General features: G+C 58.1%; 14 protein-coding genes and 1 tRNA gene. 8 read left to right on the forward strand and 7 right to left on the reverse strand.

Annotation, left to right across the window (positions count from 1 at the left end; all coding sequences use genetic code 11):
* Positions 1-21 precede the first annotated feature (21 nt).
* The 3 genes from H7A76_RS23945 (at position 22) to H7A76_RS23955 (ending at position 2,724) form a co-directional block, all read left to right on the forward strand.
* Positions 22-573, forward strand: a complete 552-nt coding sequence (locus H7A76_RS23945; RefSeq protein ID WP_185700783.1) for a glycoside hydrolase family 19 protein — start codon at positions 22-24, stop codon at positions 571-573.
* Positions 570-1,088: a lysis system i-spanin subunit Rz gene (locus tag H7A76_RS23950; RefSeq protein WP_185700784.1), complete on the forward strand. Its 519-nt coding sequence runs from the start codon at positions 570-572 to the stop codon at positions 1,086-1,088. The genes H7A76_RS23945 and H7A76_RS23950 overlap by 4 nt, the downstream gene beginning before the upstream one ends.
* A gap of 247 nt (positions 1,089-1,335) precedes the next feature.
* Complete coding sequence (locus H7A76_RS23955; RefSeq protein ID WP_185700785.1) at positions 1,336-2,724, forward strand: NAD(P)/FAD-dependent oxidoreductase; 1,389 nt, start codon at positions 1,336-1,338, stop codon at positions 2,722-2,724.
* 237 nt (positions 2,725-2,961) lie between these two features.
* Here the strand turns inward: H7A76_RS23955 and arsH are convergent, their stop codons facing one another.
* From arsH to H7A76_RS23985, 6 genes are all read right to left on the reverse strand, one after another.
* Positions 2,962-3,663: an arsenical resistance protein ArsH gene (arsH, locus tag H7A76_RS23960; protein WP_185700786.1), complete on the reverse strand. Its 702-nt coding sequence runs from the start codon at positions 3,661-3,663 to the stop codon at positions 2,962-2,964.
* 13 nt (positions 3,664-3,676) lie between these two features.
* Complete coding sequence (locus tag H7A76_RS23965) at positions 3,677-4,147, reverse strand: arsenate reductase ArsC (RefSeq protein WP_185700787.1); 471 nt, start codon at positions 4,145-4,147, stop codon at positions 3,677-3,679.
* 28 nt (positions 4,148-4,175) lie between these two features.
* Positions 4,176-5,459, reverse strand: coding sequence for an arsenic transporter (locus H7A76_RS23970; protein ID WP_185700788.1), 1,284 nt, complete (start codon positions 5,457-5,459; stop codon positions 4,176-4,178).
* 22 nt (positions 5,460-5,481) lie between these two features.
* Positions 5,482-5,829: a metalloregulator ArsR/SmtB family transcription factor gene (locus tag H7A76_RS23975; RefSeq protein WP_185700789.1), complete on the reverse strand. Its 348-nt coding sequence runs from the start codon at positions 5,827-5,829 to the stop codon at positions 5,482-5,484.
* Positions 5,830-6,241: 412 nt separating this feature from the next.
* On the reverse strand, positions 6,242-7,498 hold the full coding sequence (locus tag H7A76_RS23980) for a hypothetical protein (RefSeq protein WP_185700790.1): 1,257 nt from the start codon (positions 7,496-7,498) through the stop codon (positions 6,242-6,244).
* Between the two features lie 507 nt (positions 7,499-8,005).
* Positions 8,006-8,093, reverse strand: a tRNA-Ser gene (locus H7A76_RS23985).
* Positions 8,094-8,216: 123 nt separating this feature from the next.
* Here H7A76_RS23985 and H7A76_RS23990 point away from each other — a divergent pair.
* A complete protein-coding gene (locus tag H7A76_RS23990) occupies positions 8,217-8,888 on the forward strand; it encodes a Bax inhibitor-1/YccA family protein (RefSeq protein ID WP_185700791.1) in 672 nt (223 codons plus the stop codon).
* 81 nt (positions 8,889-8,969) lie between these two features.
* Here the strand turns inward: H7A76_RS23990 and H7A76_RS23995 are convergent, their stop codons facing one another.
* Positions 8,970-9,407, reverse strand: a complete 438-nt coding sequence (locus tag H7A76_RS23995) for an Lrp/AsnC family transcriptional regulator (RefSeq protein ID WP_152899347.1) — start codon at positions 9,405-9,407, stop codon at positions 8,970-8,972.
* Positions 9,408-9,539: 132 nt separating this feature from the next.
* On the opposite strand from H7A76_RS23995, the gene H7A76_RS24000 reads away from it, so the two are divergent.
* The 4 genes from H7A76_RS24000 to H7A76_RS24015 all read left to right on the forward strand — a co-directional run bounded on the left by H7A76_RS24000 (position 9,540) and on the right by H7A76_RS24015 (position 14,192).
* Entirely contained in the window at positions 9,540-10,433 is an 894-nt protein-coding gene (locus H7A76_RS24000; RefSeq protein WP_185700792.1) for a DMT family transporter, read from the forward strand.
* Between the two features lie 80 nt (positions 10,434-10,513).
* Positions 10,514-10,669, forward strand: coding sequence for a hypothetical protein (locus H7A76_RS24005; RefSeq protein ID WP_185700793.1), 156 nt, complete (start codon positions 10,514-10,516; stop codon positions 10,667-10,669).
* Positions 10,666-12,936 (forward strand): FdhF/YdeP family oxidoreductase, encoded by a 2,271-nt coding sequence (locus tag H7A76_RS24010; protein ID WP_185700794.1) that lies wholly within the window; start codon positions 10,666-10,668, stop codon positions 12,934-12,936. The genes H7A76_RS24005 and H7A76_RS24010 overlap by 4 nt, the downstream gene beginning before the upstream one ends.
* Positions 12,937-13,217: 281 nt before the next feature.
* Positions 13,218-14,192, forward strand: a complete 975-nt coding sequence (locus H7A76_RS24015; protein WP_185700795.1) for a Dyp-type peroxidase — start codon at positions 13,218-13,220, stop codon at positions 14,190-14,192.
* Positions 14,193-14,241 lie beyond the last annotated feature (49 nt).

Consider the following 14,241-nt stretch of genomic DNA (forward strand, 5'->3'; position numbering starts at 1 on the left):
TCATCACTGGAGAAGCCACACATGCCAATCACCGAGCAGCAACTGCTGCAAATCCTCCCCAACGCCGGCGCTAAAGCCGGCGTTTTTGTTCCTGCGCTCAATGCGTCCATGAGCAAGTACGCGATCATCACCCGGCTGCGAATTGCGGCGTTTATCGCTCAGATCGGCCATGAGTCCGGCCAACTGCGTTATGTCCGCGAGCTAGGCAACGACCAGTACTTGAGCAAGTACGACACCGGCACCTTGGCCGCTCGCCTGGGCAATACCCCGCAGGCCGATGGCGACGGCCAGAAGTATCGGGGGCGGGGCCTGATCCAGGTCACCGGCCGGGCCAACTATGAAGCGTGCAGCGAAGCGCTGTTCGGCGATTCGCGGCTGCTCAATACCCCGGAGCTGCTGGAAAACCCGGTCTATGCAGCGCTGTCGGCGGGCTGGTTCTGGCAACGGGCTGGCCTGAACACCCTCGCCGACAAAGGCGACTTTCTCACCATCACCAAACGCATCAACGGCGGCACCAACGGCCTGGCGGATCGCCACGCGCTGTATGAGCGCGCATTGAAGGTGCTGGCATGAAGGCCCCGGGCTGGTTGTTGCCAGCCTTGGCCCTGGTGCTGGGGTTCGCCCTGGGCGGCTGGCTGGCCTGGTCCTGGCAGGCCAACGCCTACGGCCAGGCCCTGGCCGAACAGGCCGAGGCGTACAGCACAGACCGGGAGCAGGCAGCTACGGCGGTGCTCAACTGGCAGGGTGAGCAGCAGGACGCCCGCCGTGCGCTCGAGGATCGCCTGCAAGCGAGTGACGAAACCCACTACAAGGAATTGCGCGATGAACAAGCGAAACAGGCTCGTCTGCGTGGCCAGCTGGCTACTGCTGATGTCCGGCTGTCAGTCCTACTCAACACCGCCGCCTCGGGTGGTGGCGGTGGGTTGCCAGCCACCGCCCGCACCTGCGGCGTGGTTCATGGAACGGCGCGAGCCGAACTTGACCCAGCGGCTGCTCAACGAATTGTCGGAATCACCGGTGATGGCGATCAAGGACTGATGGCTCTTGCCGCGTGTCAGGAGTATGTAAAAGAAATATTAATGAAGTGAATATAGTTGTCTAAGCATGGGTTTTCATGCTCAACGCAGATTTCTGCGCTTTAAATTACTAGCAGCTATAGAAAAAACCGCGCTTTAAGTGTGCTCTGTAGCTTTAAGTGTATGCAGTTTTTTGTAAAGCGTAAGATGTTGTGAATATTTGTTATTGTTTGTTGTGGCTTGTTGCTGCGTCATTTACAGGGCTGTCATCAAAAAATATACTTCATGCTGCTAACGCCTTTGCCCCAAGGATACATCTATGTTGCCAGATAATAAATTACTCAAAGGTTCATTTACACCATCTAGACAGCCTTCTGTGGCACCAGTATCTGATCCAGTTACGCGCGTCATCGTGATCGGAGCAGGGTATTCGGGTATTGCAGCAGCTAATGCCCTCAAAGCTCATGGGGTTGAAGTAGTCGTCTTGGAGGGGCGGTCAAGTATTGGTGGGCGTACTAAAACTGTACCTTTAGCAGGTGCCAATGTAGAAGCCGGCGGTGCGTGGATTCATGCCCCGATTGGTAATCCCCTATCCGAGTTGGCAGACTTTCTCTCCCTGCCACGTAGGGCTTTCCCTTTGAGTGAAATTTATAATAACTTAAAGTTGGCTAGCCACGCAGGGAAAGAGCTTGATGGTTCTGAGCGTGATCGGATAATGGGGTTGGTTGATATCGTTGAAGAGGAGTTGATGGACTCTGCATTCTCATGTGAGTCTTCGCAAACTATCGCTGAAATGATTGAGGTGAAGTTGCTAGAGGTTTCCGATAGTGAACTGCGCGAATGGATAAATTTCATTCTGACTACTGGGTTTGAGGCAGATCTTGCGTGTGCTGCTGATGATATCTCCATGATTAACTATACCTGCGATGCAGGTTATCAAGGTGAGGACGATTGTATCGTCAATGGCTATAGCGCGATGTTAGAGTTGTTGGCCAAAGGCTGCCAGATTCATTGTGAATCAGTGGTCAGTGAAATCGAGCAAACGTCGTCAGGAGTTACCGTTCGCTGTGCCAATGGTCGTATCGAAAATGGCTCTCATGTTATCCTTAGCGTTCCTTTGGGAGTATTAAAGTCGGGGGCTATAAAGTTTTCCCCTGCGCTGTCTAGTCAGAAGCGTTTTGCAATTGAGCAATTAGGGTTTGGTTGTTTTGAGAAGTTAGTGTTTCAGTTTAATAATTCTTTCTGGAAGACTGCAGAGAATGACGCAAGAGGAATATTAATCAAAGATCATCCGATATTTCCGTATTGGGTCGATGTGACTGTCAGTCCTGAACGCCCTACTTTGGCTGCACACGTGTGCGGCCCAAAAGCCATCGAACTTTCTAAACTGGATGATGACACTGCATTTGATATGGCTATGTCTGCGCTTTCAAGTGCCTGCGGTGGTGTTCCAGCAGTACCAGTGGCATGGCATCGAACTAATTGGTTGTCTGATCCTTTTAGTTGTGGGGCCTACACGCATATTCCTCCCTCCGTTTCCCTGCAAGAAATAGATAACCTTGGTAAGCCTGAAGGACGTTTGCTTTTTGCTGGTGAAGCGACCTCTGCAGAGCGGTTTGGGTATGTTGATGGCGCTTATATCTCTGGGCTTAGAGAAGCTCAAAGATTGACCGGTGGTCGGCCTGTGAAGATCTCAGTCCGTGCGTAATATATGCAATAACATGAGTGCGCTTTACGAGCGTCATTCAGCTCACTTCACATCCACAGACGACGAGTATGCAGATACGCAAGGCGACTCAAGAAGACCTACCGAGCGCATAATGCTCTATGCCTAGAAGCCTTCATGATGGCGGTTGTGCCCTTGCCCTCGCTGTCAGCGCAGAGCGTTGAAACCTTTGGAAGGATAGCCGCACAGGAAGCATGTGGTGCGATGAACATCGCAGCTTTAGATTGAATGCTGGTTAACTCGCGCCGACAACTGTTCGGCGCTCTCCTTTCGTTCTGAGTAGCGATCTACCAGGAAGTCTTGGCGGTCGCGCAGCAGTAAGGTGAACTTCACCAGCTCTTCCATGACGTCGACCACTCGGTCGTAGTAGGCCGAAGGCTTCATGCGCCCAGCATCATCGAACTCCAGGTAGGCCTTGGGTACTGAGGATTGGTTGGGAACAGTGAACATGCGCATCCACCGGCCGAGTACGCGCAGTTGATTGACTACGTTGAATGACTGCGAGCCGCCGCAGACCTGCATCACTGCCAGCGTTTTGCCCTGGGTCGGGCGTACAGCTCCGAGTGATAGGGGAATCCAGTCGATCTGGGCCTTGAACACAGCGGACAATGCACCATGGCGCTCAGGTGAGCACCAGACCTGTCCCTCTGACCACTGCACCAGGTCGCGCAGTTCCTGCACCTTGGGGTGTTCTACCGGAACATCATCAGGCAATGGCAGGCCGGATGGATTGAAGATACGAATTTCTGCGCCGAAGTGTTCCAGTAGACGGCCAGCTTCCTCCACCAGTAGGCGGCTGAAGGAGCGCTCGCGGGTCGATCCGTAGAGCAACAGAATGCGGGGTTTATGCTCGCTGGTGCGGTTGGTCGCTGGCGACTTATCGAACAGTGAAAGGTCGAGATTGGGCAGATGTTCTGACATAGTTTTCTCCTGCTCAAAGAGCGCCGATGCGGTCCAACTCACGCTTGAGTGCGTCGCGGTCGAGTGTGTCGAAGGGAAGGGCGAAGAAGGCTTTGCAGCGCAGTTCAATGCGGGCCAGCGTATTGCGGAATGCGGCCTCGATTGATGTTTCATCGCCCACCACGTCGGATGGATCTTCCAATCCCCAATGGCTTTTCACTGCTGGTCCGAAGTAGACCGGGCAGGCTTCACCGGCGGCTTTGTCGCAGACAGTGATGACGATATCTGGCGGGTTGCCTGCGAAATCGTCGTTACCTTTGCTGCGTAGACCGGCAGTGGAGATACCGGCTTGCTGCAAGGTGGTGAGGCTACGGGGCAGCACCTGACCTTTGGGGAAACTACCGGAACTGACTGCTTCAAATCCTGTGGGGGCCAGGTGGTTGAACAGCGCTTCGGAAAGAATGCTGCGGCAGCTATTGGCCGTGCACATAAATAGGACTCGCATGTAGAGCTCCTCCGCTTCTTGGCGGACGTCAGAGGCTCAGGCGCAGTGCCAGGGCCGAAAGGGTAATCAGTAGAACTGGGAGGGTTAGCAGCGTGCCAACCTTGAAGTAGTAGCCCCAGGTGATACGCATGCCTTTACGTTCCAGCACATGCAGCCAGAGCAAGGTTGCAAGGCTGCCGATAGGGGTGATCTTCGGACCGAGGTCACAGCCGATGATGTTGGCGTAGATCATTGCCTCGCGTACAAGACCCTCAGCCCCACTGGCCTGGATCGACAAGGCGCCTACTAGCACGCTGGGCATGTTGTTCATGATCGAGGACAGGAATGCCGAGAGCAGTCCGGTACCGATGGCCGCGCTCCATAGACCCTGTTCGGCCAGTCGGTCGAGCTGTTGGGTGAGCAAATCAGTTAGGCCGGCGTTCTTCAGCCCATAGACCACCAGATACATACCGAGGGAGAAGATCACCACCTGCCAGGGTGCTTCGCGTAGCACTCGGCGGGTGGAGATGCGGTGGCCGCGGGCGGCAACAGCAAAGAGGATCACGGCGCATACAGTGGCAACCGCGCTAACCGGAATACCCAATGGCTCTAGGGCGAACAGGCCGACGAGCAACACCAGCAGGGTCCACCAGCCAACGATGAACGTGGCGCGGTCATGGACGGCCGTTTTGGGTTCTTTCAACGCATCCAGCGCGTAATGGCGTGGGATATCGCGACGGAAGAACAGGAACAGCACTGTCAACGTAGCCGCAACGCTTGCCAGATTGACTGGCACCATCACTGAGGCGTACTTGGCAAAGCCCAGATCGAAATAGTCGGCTGAAACAATGTTCACCAGGTTGGAAACCACCAGAGGCAAACTCGCGGTGTCGGCGATGAAGCCCGCAGCCATGACGAAGGCCAGCGTTGCGGCCGGTGAAAAGCGCAGGGCAAGCAGCATTGACATCACAATAGGGGTGAGGATCAGCGCTGCACCGTCGTTAGCAAATAAGGCTGATACCGCGGCGCCCAGTAGTACACAAAAAGCGAACAAGCGGTAACCGCTGCCGTTTGCCCAGCGCGCTACATGTAAGGCTGCCCATTCGAAGAATCCAGCCTCGTCGAGCAGCAAGCTGATGATGATAACGGCGATGAAAGTAGCGGTGGCATTCCAGACGATGGCCCATACGGTGGGTATGTCACTCAGAGAAACAGCTCCGCTGGCCAGGGCGATGCCAGCCCCCAGTGCAGCGCTCCAGCCAACACCCAGGCCCTTGGGTTGCCAGATGACCAGAACGAGGGTGAAAACGAAGACGGCGATAGCAATCAGCATGGAAAAACTCGCTCGTTGAAGGTCAGCAGCAGGCGGCATCACGAACGGGCCGGCCGTCCATGTTCTGTAGGCGAAGGGTGTTGTCAGCGAGCCACTCAGTATTGGCCCGCAGTGTTACCTGCAGCATTTCATGTACCCAGGACGGGAGTTCTGGATTGAGGCGGTAATACACCCACTGGCCCTGGCGACGATCCAGCAGCAGACCATTGGATCGCAGTTGTGCCAGATGGCGGCTGATCTTCGGTTGGCTGTCATTGAGGGCACACATCAGCTCGCAAACACAGAGTTCGCCCAGGCTGGCGACGAGTAGAGTCGCACGGGCGCGGGTTTCGTCCGCCAGGTTCTTGAAGAGATCTAGTGGGGTGATCATCGGGGCAGCTCGAATATATGGAAATTCAAATATATGAGTATCCATATGTTTGTGGCAAGCCGATTTTTAGGGCAAATTTAGGGCGAAACTGGCGCCACCAAGGGCCGTTCTAGGTTGAAAGGCGTCTGTCAGTAGCTCGTATTCACAGGCCTGTACCGGCCTGCGATCAATAGGAAGGGGTTCGAATCCCTATCCTCGTTACCCTGGTTTGCATTGGCCGAACTGGTTGTTGGCTAGGGAGGCGAGGTCGTGGGGCAAAAATGGGGCAATCTGTACGCCAATCAATGCCATTTAATGCCAAATGGCGCTATCTCTTACCTTGTCAATAAAGCCCTACAGCCCTTGTTCCTCGGGGCTGTAGGGCTTTTTTGCGTTAATACCCGAGCACAATCGGCGTGTACTTAACACTACCTCAGGTAAAAATCTCTCCCCAGCGGATGTAGAAGAGTAAATAGGGGTCGCGTATATCTAGGACGTCGTTTTCACCATCCCATTCGATAATGCTTTCGGCTGCTGCGTCGTTAGCGATTTTTGCCATATGGCTACATGCCCCCGTTATACTCGACCCGCTAGGCGTCTGAGATTGACATAGAGACTTAACTCTCAATACGAGATCATCGTAACGCAAAGTAAGTTGAGGTGGATCTAGAGCCAGGCACCTGATAAGCAGGGAGTAAACATCCCCATGGCTTCCATCTTTCAATGCGTGACTTATTCTGTCGGACCCGCGAACGCGAGGTCCTTCCATCATCTTGTCAACCACAGAACTATAGTCTGTTGAAAGAACAGTGCTTTTGCAGATTGTTTCTAGTAGTTTTTGGTCGTTTGGGATGTTGTGCGTTGTGGTAACTTTTTCTCGAGCTCCTGTCGAATAACAGGAGTTCAAGCAGAGATATTGCATGAGTTGTGGTGATCCGGCAGCTTGTTCTGCCAGAGTGTGCACCATTTGTTTTTCGCACTTGATTCCGAGGGCCGTGAATCCTTTATGCGCAATTTTTTCCAATAAATCTATTGGCCAATAACCAAAGTCAATGGAAACTATGCGGCCGCGTAGGTCAGGGTTGCTGCGTATTACATCGTCTGCATGATAGGGCACTGATGCGACGATAAATTTAACATCGCTTCGGATGGCTTCTTTGATCTGCTTTGCAATTTCAGATTGAACATCTCGAGGGATATAATGAAAGTCATCAATAAATACCGTTAAGTCTGAGCTGGCTAGCTCCGCTATCAAAATTTGTAAGTAGTCAACAGAAATGTTCTTAGTAACAGCGTCTGTGTCTGTAGATGAGTTGCCAGCTGTAAGCTCGGCCCCAGCTTTCGCAAAAATCAGATTGCCACTGGCGGATCCCTTACCTGAAAAACTGTTGGTCGACGCGGCGGTCTGAGTTTGAGATATCGGTAAATCTGTTCCAAGAAAATCGAAAACTCGTTTCCACAAAGCTTCTACAGAGGTTATACCTGCGCCGGTTACTTGAATTATTTTGTCTTTGCCGATGCATTCCTCAATGAAAACTGTTTTCCCTGACTTTGACGGGCCGGAGACAGAAATAAGTAATGAACCTGTATCAAGGGCGTTTTCGAGGGCGGTTCTTTTCGTAACGAGATGGTCGTCTACAAAAGTGTGATTTGGGAAACGGCCGGGAGTGAAAATGTCTCTTGCTTTCATATGCTGTCCGTGCTTTCTGATGCGTGTGGTGTCGGCTGGCAACCGAGTGATACGTTTAGTTAACAGCGGTGTTCTATTGGATAGGCATTCTAGTTGCGCCGGTGCCGACTGTGTTGACAGATCCGCACGATGCCCGGTTTCGCTCCAAGGTTCAACTTGATGTAGTTGCGCGCTGCCTGGGAGCGTCGGCTGCTCCGGGCAGACTCAAACTTAGCGATAGATCCTGATAGCACTCGAAAGCACTGGCAAGCCTGCTTTTGTTCAGCGTTACTTGTTCTGTTCGACCCTCTCCGCGTGTGGCCAAAATTGGCCATCCTGAGATTAGGAAAATCCAGGACGGTACCTAGGACGGACCACAGGTTTTGGCGTCCTATCGGCTGGATGCCGTAGAAGGAGAGTTGCGGAAACTAAAGAAATGATGCGGAAACGGTCAGGCGGTGATGGTAAGCGCCCGTGAGCAGTAGAAACAAAAAAGCCCTGAAAAATCAGGGCTTTCTCGTTGAGATTTGGCGGAGGCGTAGAGATTCGAACTCTAGGACCTGTTACAGTCGGCGGTTTTCAAGACCGCTGCCTTAAACCACTCGGCCACACCTCCAGATCGCATTGCGGGCGCCATGATACCCGAATGAAACACACTGTCAAACTCTCTGCGTCGCGCGCTACAGCGCCTCTGTTATCATCCTTGCCACTAAATGTTTCAACCAACAGGAGTGTCGCCATGCGCGAACAGGATTACGCAGTTAACAACGGCGTGCAGGCCGAGCAGCTAGAGGTTAGCCGCGTCCTGCGCAACACTTACGGCTTGCTGGCCCTGACCCTCGCTTTCAGCGGGATCATGGCTTATGTGGCACAACAGATGCGCGTCGGCTACCCGAACGTCTTCGTCGTGCTGATCGGTTTCTACGGTCTGTTCTTCCTCACCAACAAACTCCGCGATTCGGTCTGGGGCCTGGTCTCGACTTTCGCCCTCACCGGTTTCATGGGCTTCCTGCTCGGCCCGATCCTCAACCGCTACCTGGGCATGCAGGGTGGCGCTGAAGTGGTCAGCTCGGCCTTCGCCATGACCGCACTGGTGTTCGGCGGCCTGTCGGCCTACGTGCTGATCACCCGCAAGGACATGAGCTTCCTGGGTGGTTTCATCACCGCCGGTTTCTTCGTCCTGATGGGCGCCGTGCTGGCCAGCCTGTTCTTCCAGATCAGCGGCCTGCAACTGGCGATCAGCGCCGGCTTCGTGCTGTTCTCCTCGGTGTGCATCCTGTTCCAGACCAGCGCCATCATCCACGGCGGCGAGCGCAACTACATCATGGCGACCATCAGCCTGTATGTATCGATCTACAACCTGTTCGTCAGCCTGCTGCAGCTGTTCGGCATCATGAGCCGCGACGACTGATCCTCAGCTTCAAGCCTTGAAAAACCCGCTTCGGCGGGTTTTTTTATGGCTCGGTTTTATTGCCTGGCGCAGGGGCCGTGGTCATTCCATGGGCGGCAAACGGCGCTTGATCGGTGACTTCTTGACGATCGAGGTGTTGGTCTCGGCGTACTGGTTGAGGCGGTCCAGCAAGCTGTCCAGTTGTTCCATGGAGCGCACCTGCAGGCGTGCGAAAAAACAATCGTCGCCGGTGACCTTGTCGCACTCGGTGAACTCGGGGATCGCCAGGATCTGCCGTTCGACTTCCTGCAGTTTTCCCGGCAAGGGGCGGATGCGCACGATGGCCTGCAATTGATACCCCAGGAAACGGGGGTCGACCTCCAGGGTATAGGCGCTGATCACCCCTCGCTCTTCAAGTCGGCGCAGGCGCTCGGCGACACTAGGGGCGGACAGCCCGCTGATTTGCCCGAGGGCCTTGAGCGAGCGTCGGGAATCTTGCATCAGCGCGCTGATCAGCGTCTGGTCGATGGCATCCAGCATGGCAGTCTCGTTAGGTAGATGGGCTTTCTTACCTTGATAAAAAAGGCGAAGACTGAGTCTAGCCTAGGATTTTCTCTGGTGAGGCGGTAGTTGAGTTACGGATAATCTGGCGACCGATAAAGGAGCCTGATGATGGATGCACTGATTCGTCGCGGATCGCTGGAAATGAGCGCCGCCATGTTGATTTCCGGAACCATTGGCTGGTTCGTCCTGGTCTCGGGGCAACCCGTGCTGGACGTGGTGTTCTGGCGCTGCCTGTTCGGCGCCGCGACCTTGCTGCTGGTCTGCGCTGCCCTGGGCTTGCTGCGCAAGGACCTTCTCACGCGTCGGGTCCTGCTGCTGGCGGTGGTCAGCGGCGCGGCCATCGTCGGCAACTGGGTGCTGTTGTTCGGCTCCTATTCCCGGGCCTCGATCGCCATCGGCACCGCCGTGTACAACGTCCAGCCGTTTCTCCTGGTGGGCCTGGGCGCGTTGTTCCTGGGAGAAAAAATCACGGCGCAGAAATTATTCTGGCTGTGCCTGTCGTTCTCCGGGATGCTGGCCATCGTCAGCGCTCACGACGGACAAGGCGGCCCGGGCGATGACTACCTGCTGGGGATCGGCCTGGCCCTGGGCGCAGCCTTGCTGTACGCCTTCGCCGCGCTGCTGATCAAACGCTTGAGCGGAACCCCGCCGCACCTGATCGCCCTGATCCAGGTCTGCACCGGTGTATTGCTGCTGGCGCCCTGGGCCAACCTTGGCACGCCACCCCGGGAGGCCGGCGCCTGGGCCAGCTTGCTGGCATTGGGGATCATCCACACGGGACTGATGTACGTGCTGCTGTACGGTGCGATCCAGAAGCTGCCCACCGCGTTGACCGGGGCCTTGTCCTTCATCTATCCGATCGCGGCGATCTTCGTCGACTGGCTGGCGTTCGGTCACCGCCTGGGTTGGCTGCAGTGGCTCGGGGTCGGCGCGATCCTGCTCGCCGCCGCCGGCATGCAGCAAGGCTGGAGCCCGAGGTTGCGCCGCAGCGCCTTGCAGTGAGCGGGCCTGCACCGATCGGCACCTGGCCTTGACAGCCCGGGGCGCAGCGCTAGATTTCAGCATGCGTCGCAACGTTTGCGATGCACTTTCTCTTGATCCAGCCGCCTGGCGATCCGGCCATCCGTGCCTGGATCATTGCCGGGTGCCTGGCGCTGCCTGACGCCGCCCCGGTGGTCGATGACCTGTCATTGCCAACTCGCGCCGCGCAGGGCCGGTTGGCCCTGGAGCGATCATGAGCACTCGACGCAAGGTTCCCGGAATCCGCAACTACGATGGTCCCGCCGGTGGCTGGGGCGCGCTCAAGGCCACGGCCACGGCCGTGCGCGAGCAGATGGACACCCTCAAGGCCCCCCTGACCCTGATGCGCACCAACCAGCCCGACGGTTTCGATTGCCCGGGTTGCGCCTGGCCGGACAAGGAGCACAAGTCGACCTTCCAGTTCTGCGAGAACGGCGCCAAGGCGGTGACCTGGGAAGCCACCAACAAGCGGGTGACGTCCGAGTTTTTGGCCAGCCATCCGGTGGCCTCGCTGCTGCAGCGCTCGGACTATCAGTTGGAGGACCTCGGTCGCCTTACCGAGCCCCTGGTCTACGACCGCGCCAGCGACACCTTCAAGCCGGTGCCCTGGCAGGCCGCCTTCGAGCGCATTGGCCAGGTCCTGCGCGGCCTGAAGCCCGAGCAAGTGGAGTTCTACACCTCGGGCCGCGCCTCCAACGAGGCGGCCTACCTGTACCAGCTGTTTGCCCGGGAATATGGCTGCAACAACTTTCCCGACTGCTCGAACATGTGCCACGAGCCCACCAGCGTCGGCCTGCCCAGGTCCATAGGCATTGGCAAGGGCACGGTATCGCTGGAGGATTTCGATGTTTGCGAGCTGATCATCTCCATCGGCCACAACCCCGGCACCAACCACCCGCGAATGATGGGCACCCTGCACGAAGCATCACGGCGCAAGGTACCGATCATGGTCTTCAATCCGCTGCGCGAGCGGGCCCTGGAGCGCTTCGCCGATCCGCAGAACATGGTGGAGATGGCCACCTATGGCTCCACGCGCATCGCCTCGTCGTACTTCCAGGTCAAGGCCGGCGGCGACGCGGCCGCGATCAAGGGCATCATGAAGGCGCTGCTGGTCCTGGAAGACAACCTGGGACAGGTGCTGGACCGCGACTTCATCGCCCAGCACACCCTGGGCTTCGCCGCCCTGGAGGCCGACCTGCATGCCACCCGGTGGGCGGATATCGAACAGGCCAGCGGCCTCAAGCAGAGCGACCTGGAAATGGTCGCCGCGGCCTATGCCAAGTCCAATGCCACCATAGTCACCTATGGCATGGGCATCACCCAGCACAACGAAGGCACGGCCAATGTGCGGCTGATCTGCGACCTCTTGATGCTGCGAGGCAACCTGGGCAAGCCCGGGGCGGGGATCTGCCCGCTGCGTGGCCACTCCAACGTGCAGGGCAACCGCACCGTGGGCATCACCGAAAAACCCGCGCAGGCGTTCCTCGACAAGCTCGAGCAGGTGTTCGGCTTCAAGCCACCGGCCAGCCATGGCCACGATGCGGTGCAAGCGATGCAGGCGATCATCGCCGGCCAGTCCAAGGCCCTGCTATGCCTGGGGGGCAACTTCGCCGTGGCCCTGCCGGACCCGGGCCAGTGTTTCCCGGCCATGGCCCAGCTCGACCTGAGCGTGCACATCGCCACCAAGCTCAACCGCAGCCATCTGCTGGTGGCCAAGGAAACCTTCGTTTTTCCGTGCCTGGGCCGCACCGAAATGGACGTGCAGGACGGCATGCGCCAGGCGATCACCGTCGAGGATTCGATGTCCATGGTCCATGCCTCGGCCGGCAAGCTGGCCCCGGCCTCGCAAGCCCTGATGTCGGAACCGGCGATCGTCGCCGGCATGGCCAAGGCGACGCTGACCGCGAGCAAGGTGCCGTGGCTGGAACTGGTGGCCGACTACGACAAGATCCGCGACCTGATCGAGAAGACCGTCCCTGGCTTCGACGACTACAACGCCAGGATCCGCGTTCCCGGAGGCTTCCGCATGCCCCTGGCGGCGGCCGAGCGCCAATGGCTGACACCCTCGGGCAAGGCCGAGTTCTTCGTCTTCCCCGGCTTGCACGAAGACAAGGAAGTGGATGGCGCCGACGTCCTGCGCCTGGTGACCCTGCGCAGCCACGACCAGTACAACACCACCATCTATGCCCTGGACGATCGCTACCGCGGGGTCTTCGGTCGTCGCGACGTGCTGTTCATCAGCCCGGCGGACCTCGCGGCCCGGGGCCTGGCCCATGGCGACCTGGTGGACATCGAGACGGTGACCGACGGCCGGCGCCTGCGCTACGAGAACATCACCGCCATCGAGTACAAGATCGCCCCGGGCACCGTCGGCGCCTATTACCCCGAGGCCAACCGCTTGGTGCCGCTGGACTACCTGGACGTCGACAGCGGCACGCCGTCCTACAAGTCGGTACCGGTGCGGGTGCTGCGCGCGGGCGTTTAGCCGCCAGGTTGGGCAGCCGATCCCCTGGAAGGTCCTGCGGAGCTTGGCGCAGCTTCGCAAGCTCAGCAGCGGCTACAGGTGCTTCGTGTAGCCGCTGCCGCAGGCTGCGCCCGGGCGCGCAGCGGCCGTTTCTGGATTGGCCACCCGATCCCCCTGAAGGTCCTGCGGACCTTGGCGCAACTGCGCAGGCTCGACAGCGGCCACAGGAATGGGTGGCTACGGCGATGCAATCTGCTAATTTCCGTGGGTGATTTTTTCGACCGTAGCCTGTGGAATCCAACATGACGACACCTTCATCCTCGGCCGGGCGCCTGCCCGAGCCCCAAGCTGTCTGCAGCCCCATTACCCGCAGCGCGATCTTCATCGTCGCCACCCTGGCGCCCGGTGCCGAAGCGGCGCAAACCCTGCGCCAGTGGTGCGCCGATGTCGCCGGGCGCGTGCGCTCGGTGGGCAAGCGGGTACCGGCGGGCAACCTGACCTGCGTCTGTGGTTTCGGCTCCGTCGCCTGGGACCGGCTGTTCGGCGGGCCGCGCCCGGCCGCGCTGCATCCGTTTCGTGAAGTGGGGGTAGCGGGGCGGCTGGCACCGTCCACCCCGGGCGATCTGCTGCTGCATATCCGCGCCGAACAGATGGACCTGTGCTTCGAACTCGCCACCCAGTTGCTCAAGCCGTTGGGCGCTGCGATCGAAGTGGTGGACGAAGTCCAGGGCTTTCGCTACTTCGACATGCGCAGCATGGTGGGTTTCGTCGACGGCACCGAGAATCCGGTGGGCCGCGAAGCCGTGGACTTCACCCTGGTGGGCGACGAGGACCCGCAGTTCGCCAATGGCAGCTACGTCCTGGTGCAGAAGTACCTGCACAACATGAGCGCCTGGAACGAACTGACCGTGGAGGCCCAGGAACGCATCATCGGCCGGACCAAGCTGGACGACATCGAGCTGGCCGACGGGGTCAAGCCCAGCTGTTCCCACAGCTCCCTGACCACCCTCGAGGAGAACGGCGAAGAGGTGAAGATCCTGCGCGACAACATGCCGTTCGGACGACCGGGGGCCGGGGAGTTCGGCACCTACTTCATCGGCTACGCGCGCTCGCCGCAGCCGGTGGAGCAGATGCTGGAAAACATGTTCGTCGGACGGCCAGCGGGCAACTACGATCGCCTGCTGGACTACAGCACGGCGGTGACCGGCGGCTTGTTCTTCGTGCCTTCGGCCGAGCTGCTCGAAGCCTTGGCCGAGCGCGAGCCAACGCCCCTCTGAACCCACACGCCCCCGCCACGCCAGTGCGTGCCGGGGGCGTGCTGGTAAT

Origin of the sequence: Pseudomonas sp. MSSRFD41 (genome assembly GCF_014230245.1) — a bacterium.
Lineage (GTDB): Bacteria > Pseudomonadota > Gammaproteobacteria > Pseudomonadales > Pseudomonadaceae > Aquipseudomonas > Aquipseudomonas piscis.

Excerpts from the sequence above, each read along its gene's own strand:
- H7A76_RS23945 (WP_185700783.1), top strand. The coding sequence starts at position 22 with ATGCCAATCACCGAGCAGCAACTGCTGCAAATCCTCCCCAACGCCGGC.
- H7A76_RS23950 (WP_185700784.1), top strand. The coding sequence starts at position 570 with ATGAAGGCCCCGGGCTGGTTGTTGCCAGCCTTGGCCCTGGTGCTGGGG.
- H7A76_RS23955 (WP_185700785.1), top strand. The coding sequence starts at position 1,336 with ATGTTGCCAGATAATAAATTACTCAAAGGTTCATTTACACCATCTAGA.
- arsH (WP_185700786.1), bottom strand. The coding sequence starts at position 3,663 with ATGTCAGAACATCTGCCCAATCTCGACCTTTCACTGTTCGATAAGTCG.
- H7A76_RS23965 (WP_185700787.1), bottom strand. The coding sequence starts at position 4,147 with ATGCGAGTCCTATTTATGTGCACGGCCAATAGCTGCCGCAGCATTCTT.
- H7A76_RS23970 (WP_185700788.1), bottom strand. The coding sequence starts at position 5,459 with ATGCTGATTGCTATCGCCGTCTTCGTTTTCACCCTCGTTCTGGTCATC.
- H7A76_RS23975 (WP_185700789.1), bottom strand. The coding sequence starts at position 5,829 with ATGATCACCCCACTAGATCTCTTCAAGAACCTGGCGGACGAAACCCGC.
- H7A76_RS23980 (WP_185700790.1), bottom strand. The coding sequence starts at position 7,498 with ATGAAAGCAAGAGACATTTTCACTCCCGGCCGTTTCCCAAATCACACT.
- H7A76_RS23990 (WP_185700791.1), top strand. The coding sequence starts at position 8,217 with ATGCGCGAACAGGATTACGCAGTTAACAACGGCGTGCAGGCCGAGCAG.
- H7A76_RS23995 (WP_152899347.1), bottom strand. The coding sequence starts at position 9,407 with ATGCTGGATGCCATCGACCAGACGCTGATCAGCGCGCTGATGCAAGAT.
- H7A76_RS24000 (WP_185700792.1), top strand. The coding sequence starts at position 9,540 with ATGGATGCACTGATTCGTCGCGGATCGCTGGAAATGAGCGCCGCCATG.
- H7A76_RS24005 (WP_185700793.1), top strand. The coding sequence starts at position 10,514 with ATGCACTTTCTCTTGATCCAGCCGCCTGGCGATCCGGCCATCCGTGCC.
- H7A76_RS24010 (WP_185700794.1), top strand. The coding sequence starts at position 10,666 with ATGAGCACTCGACGCAAGGTTCCCGGAATCCGCAACTACGATGGTCCC.
- H7A76_RS24015 (WP_185700795.1), top strand. The coding sequence starts at position 13,218 with ATGACGACACCTTCATCCTCGGCCGGGCGCCTGCCCGAGCCCCAAGCT.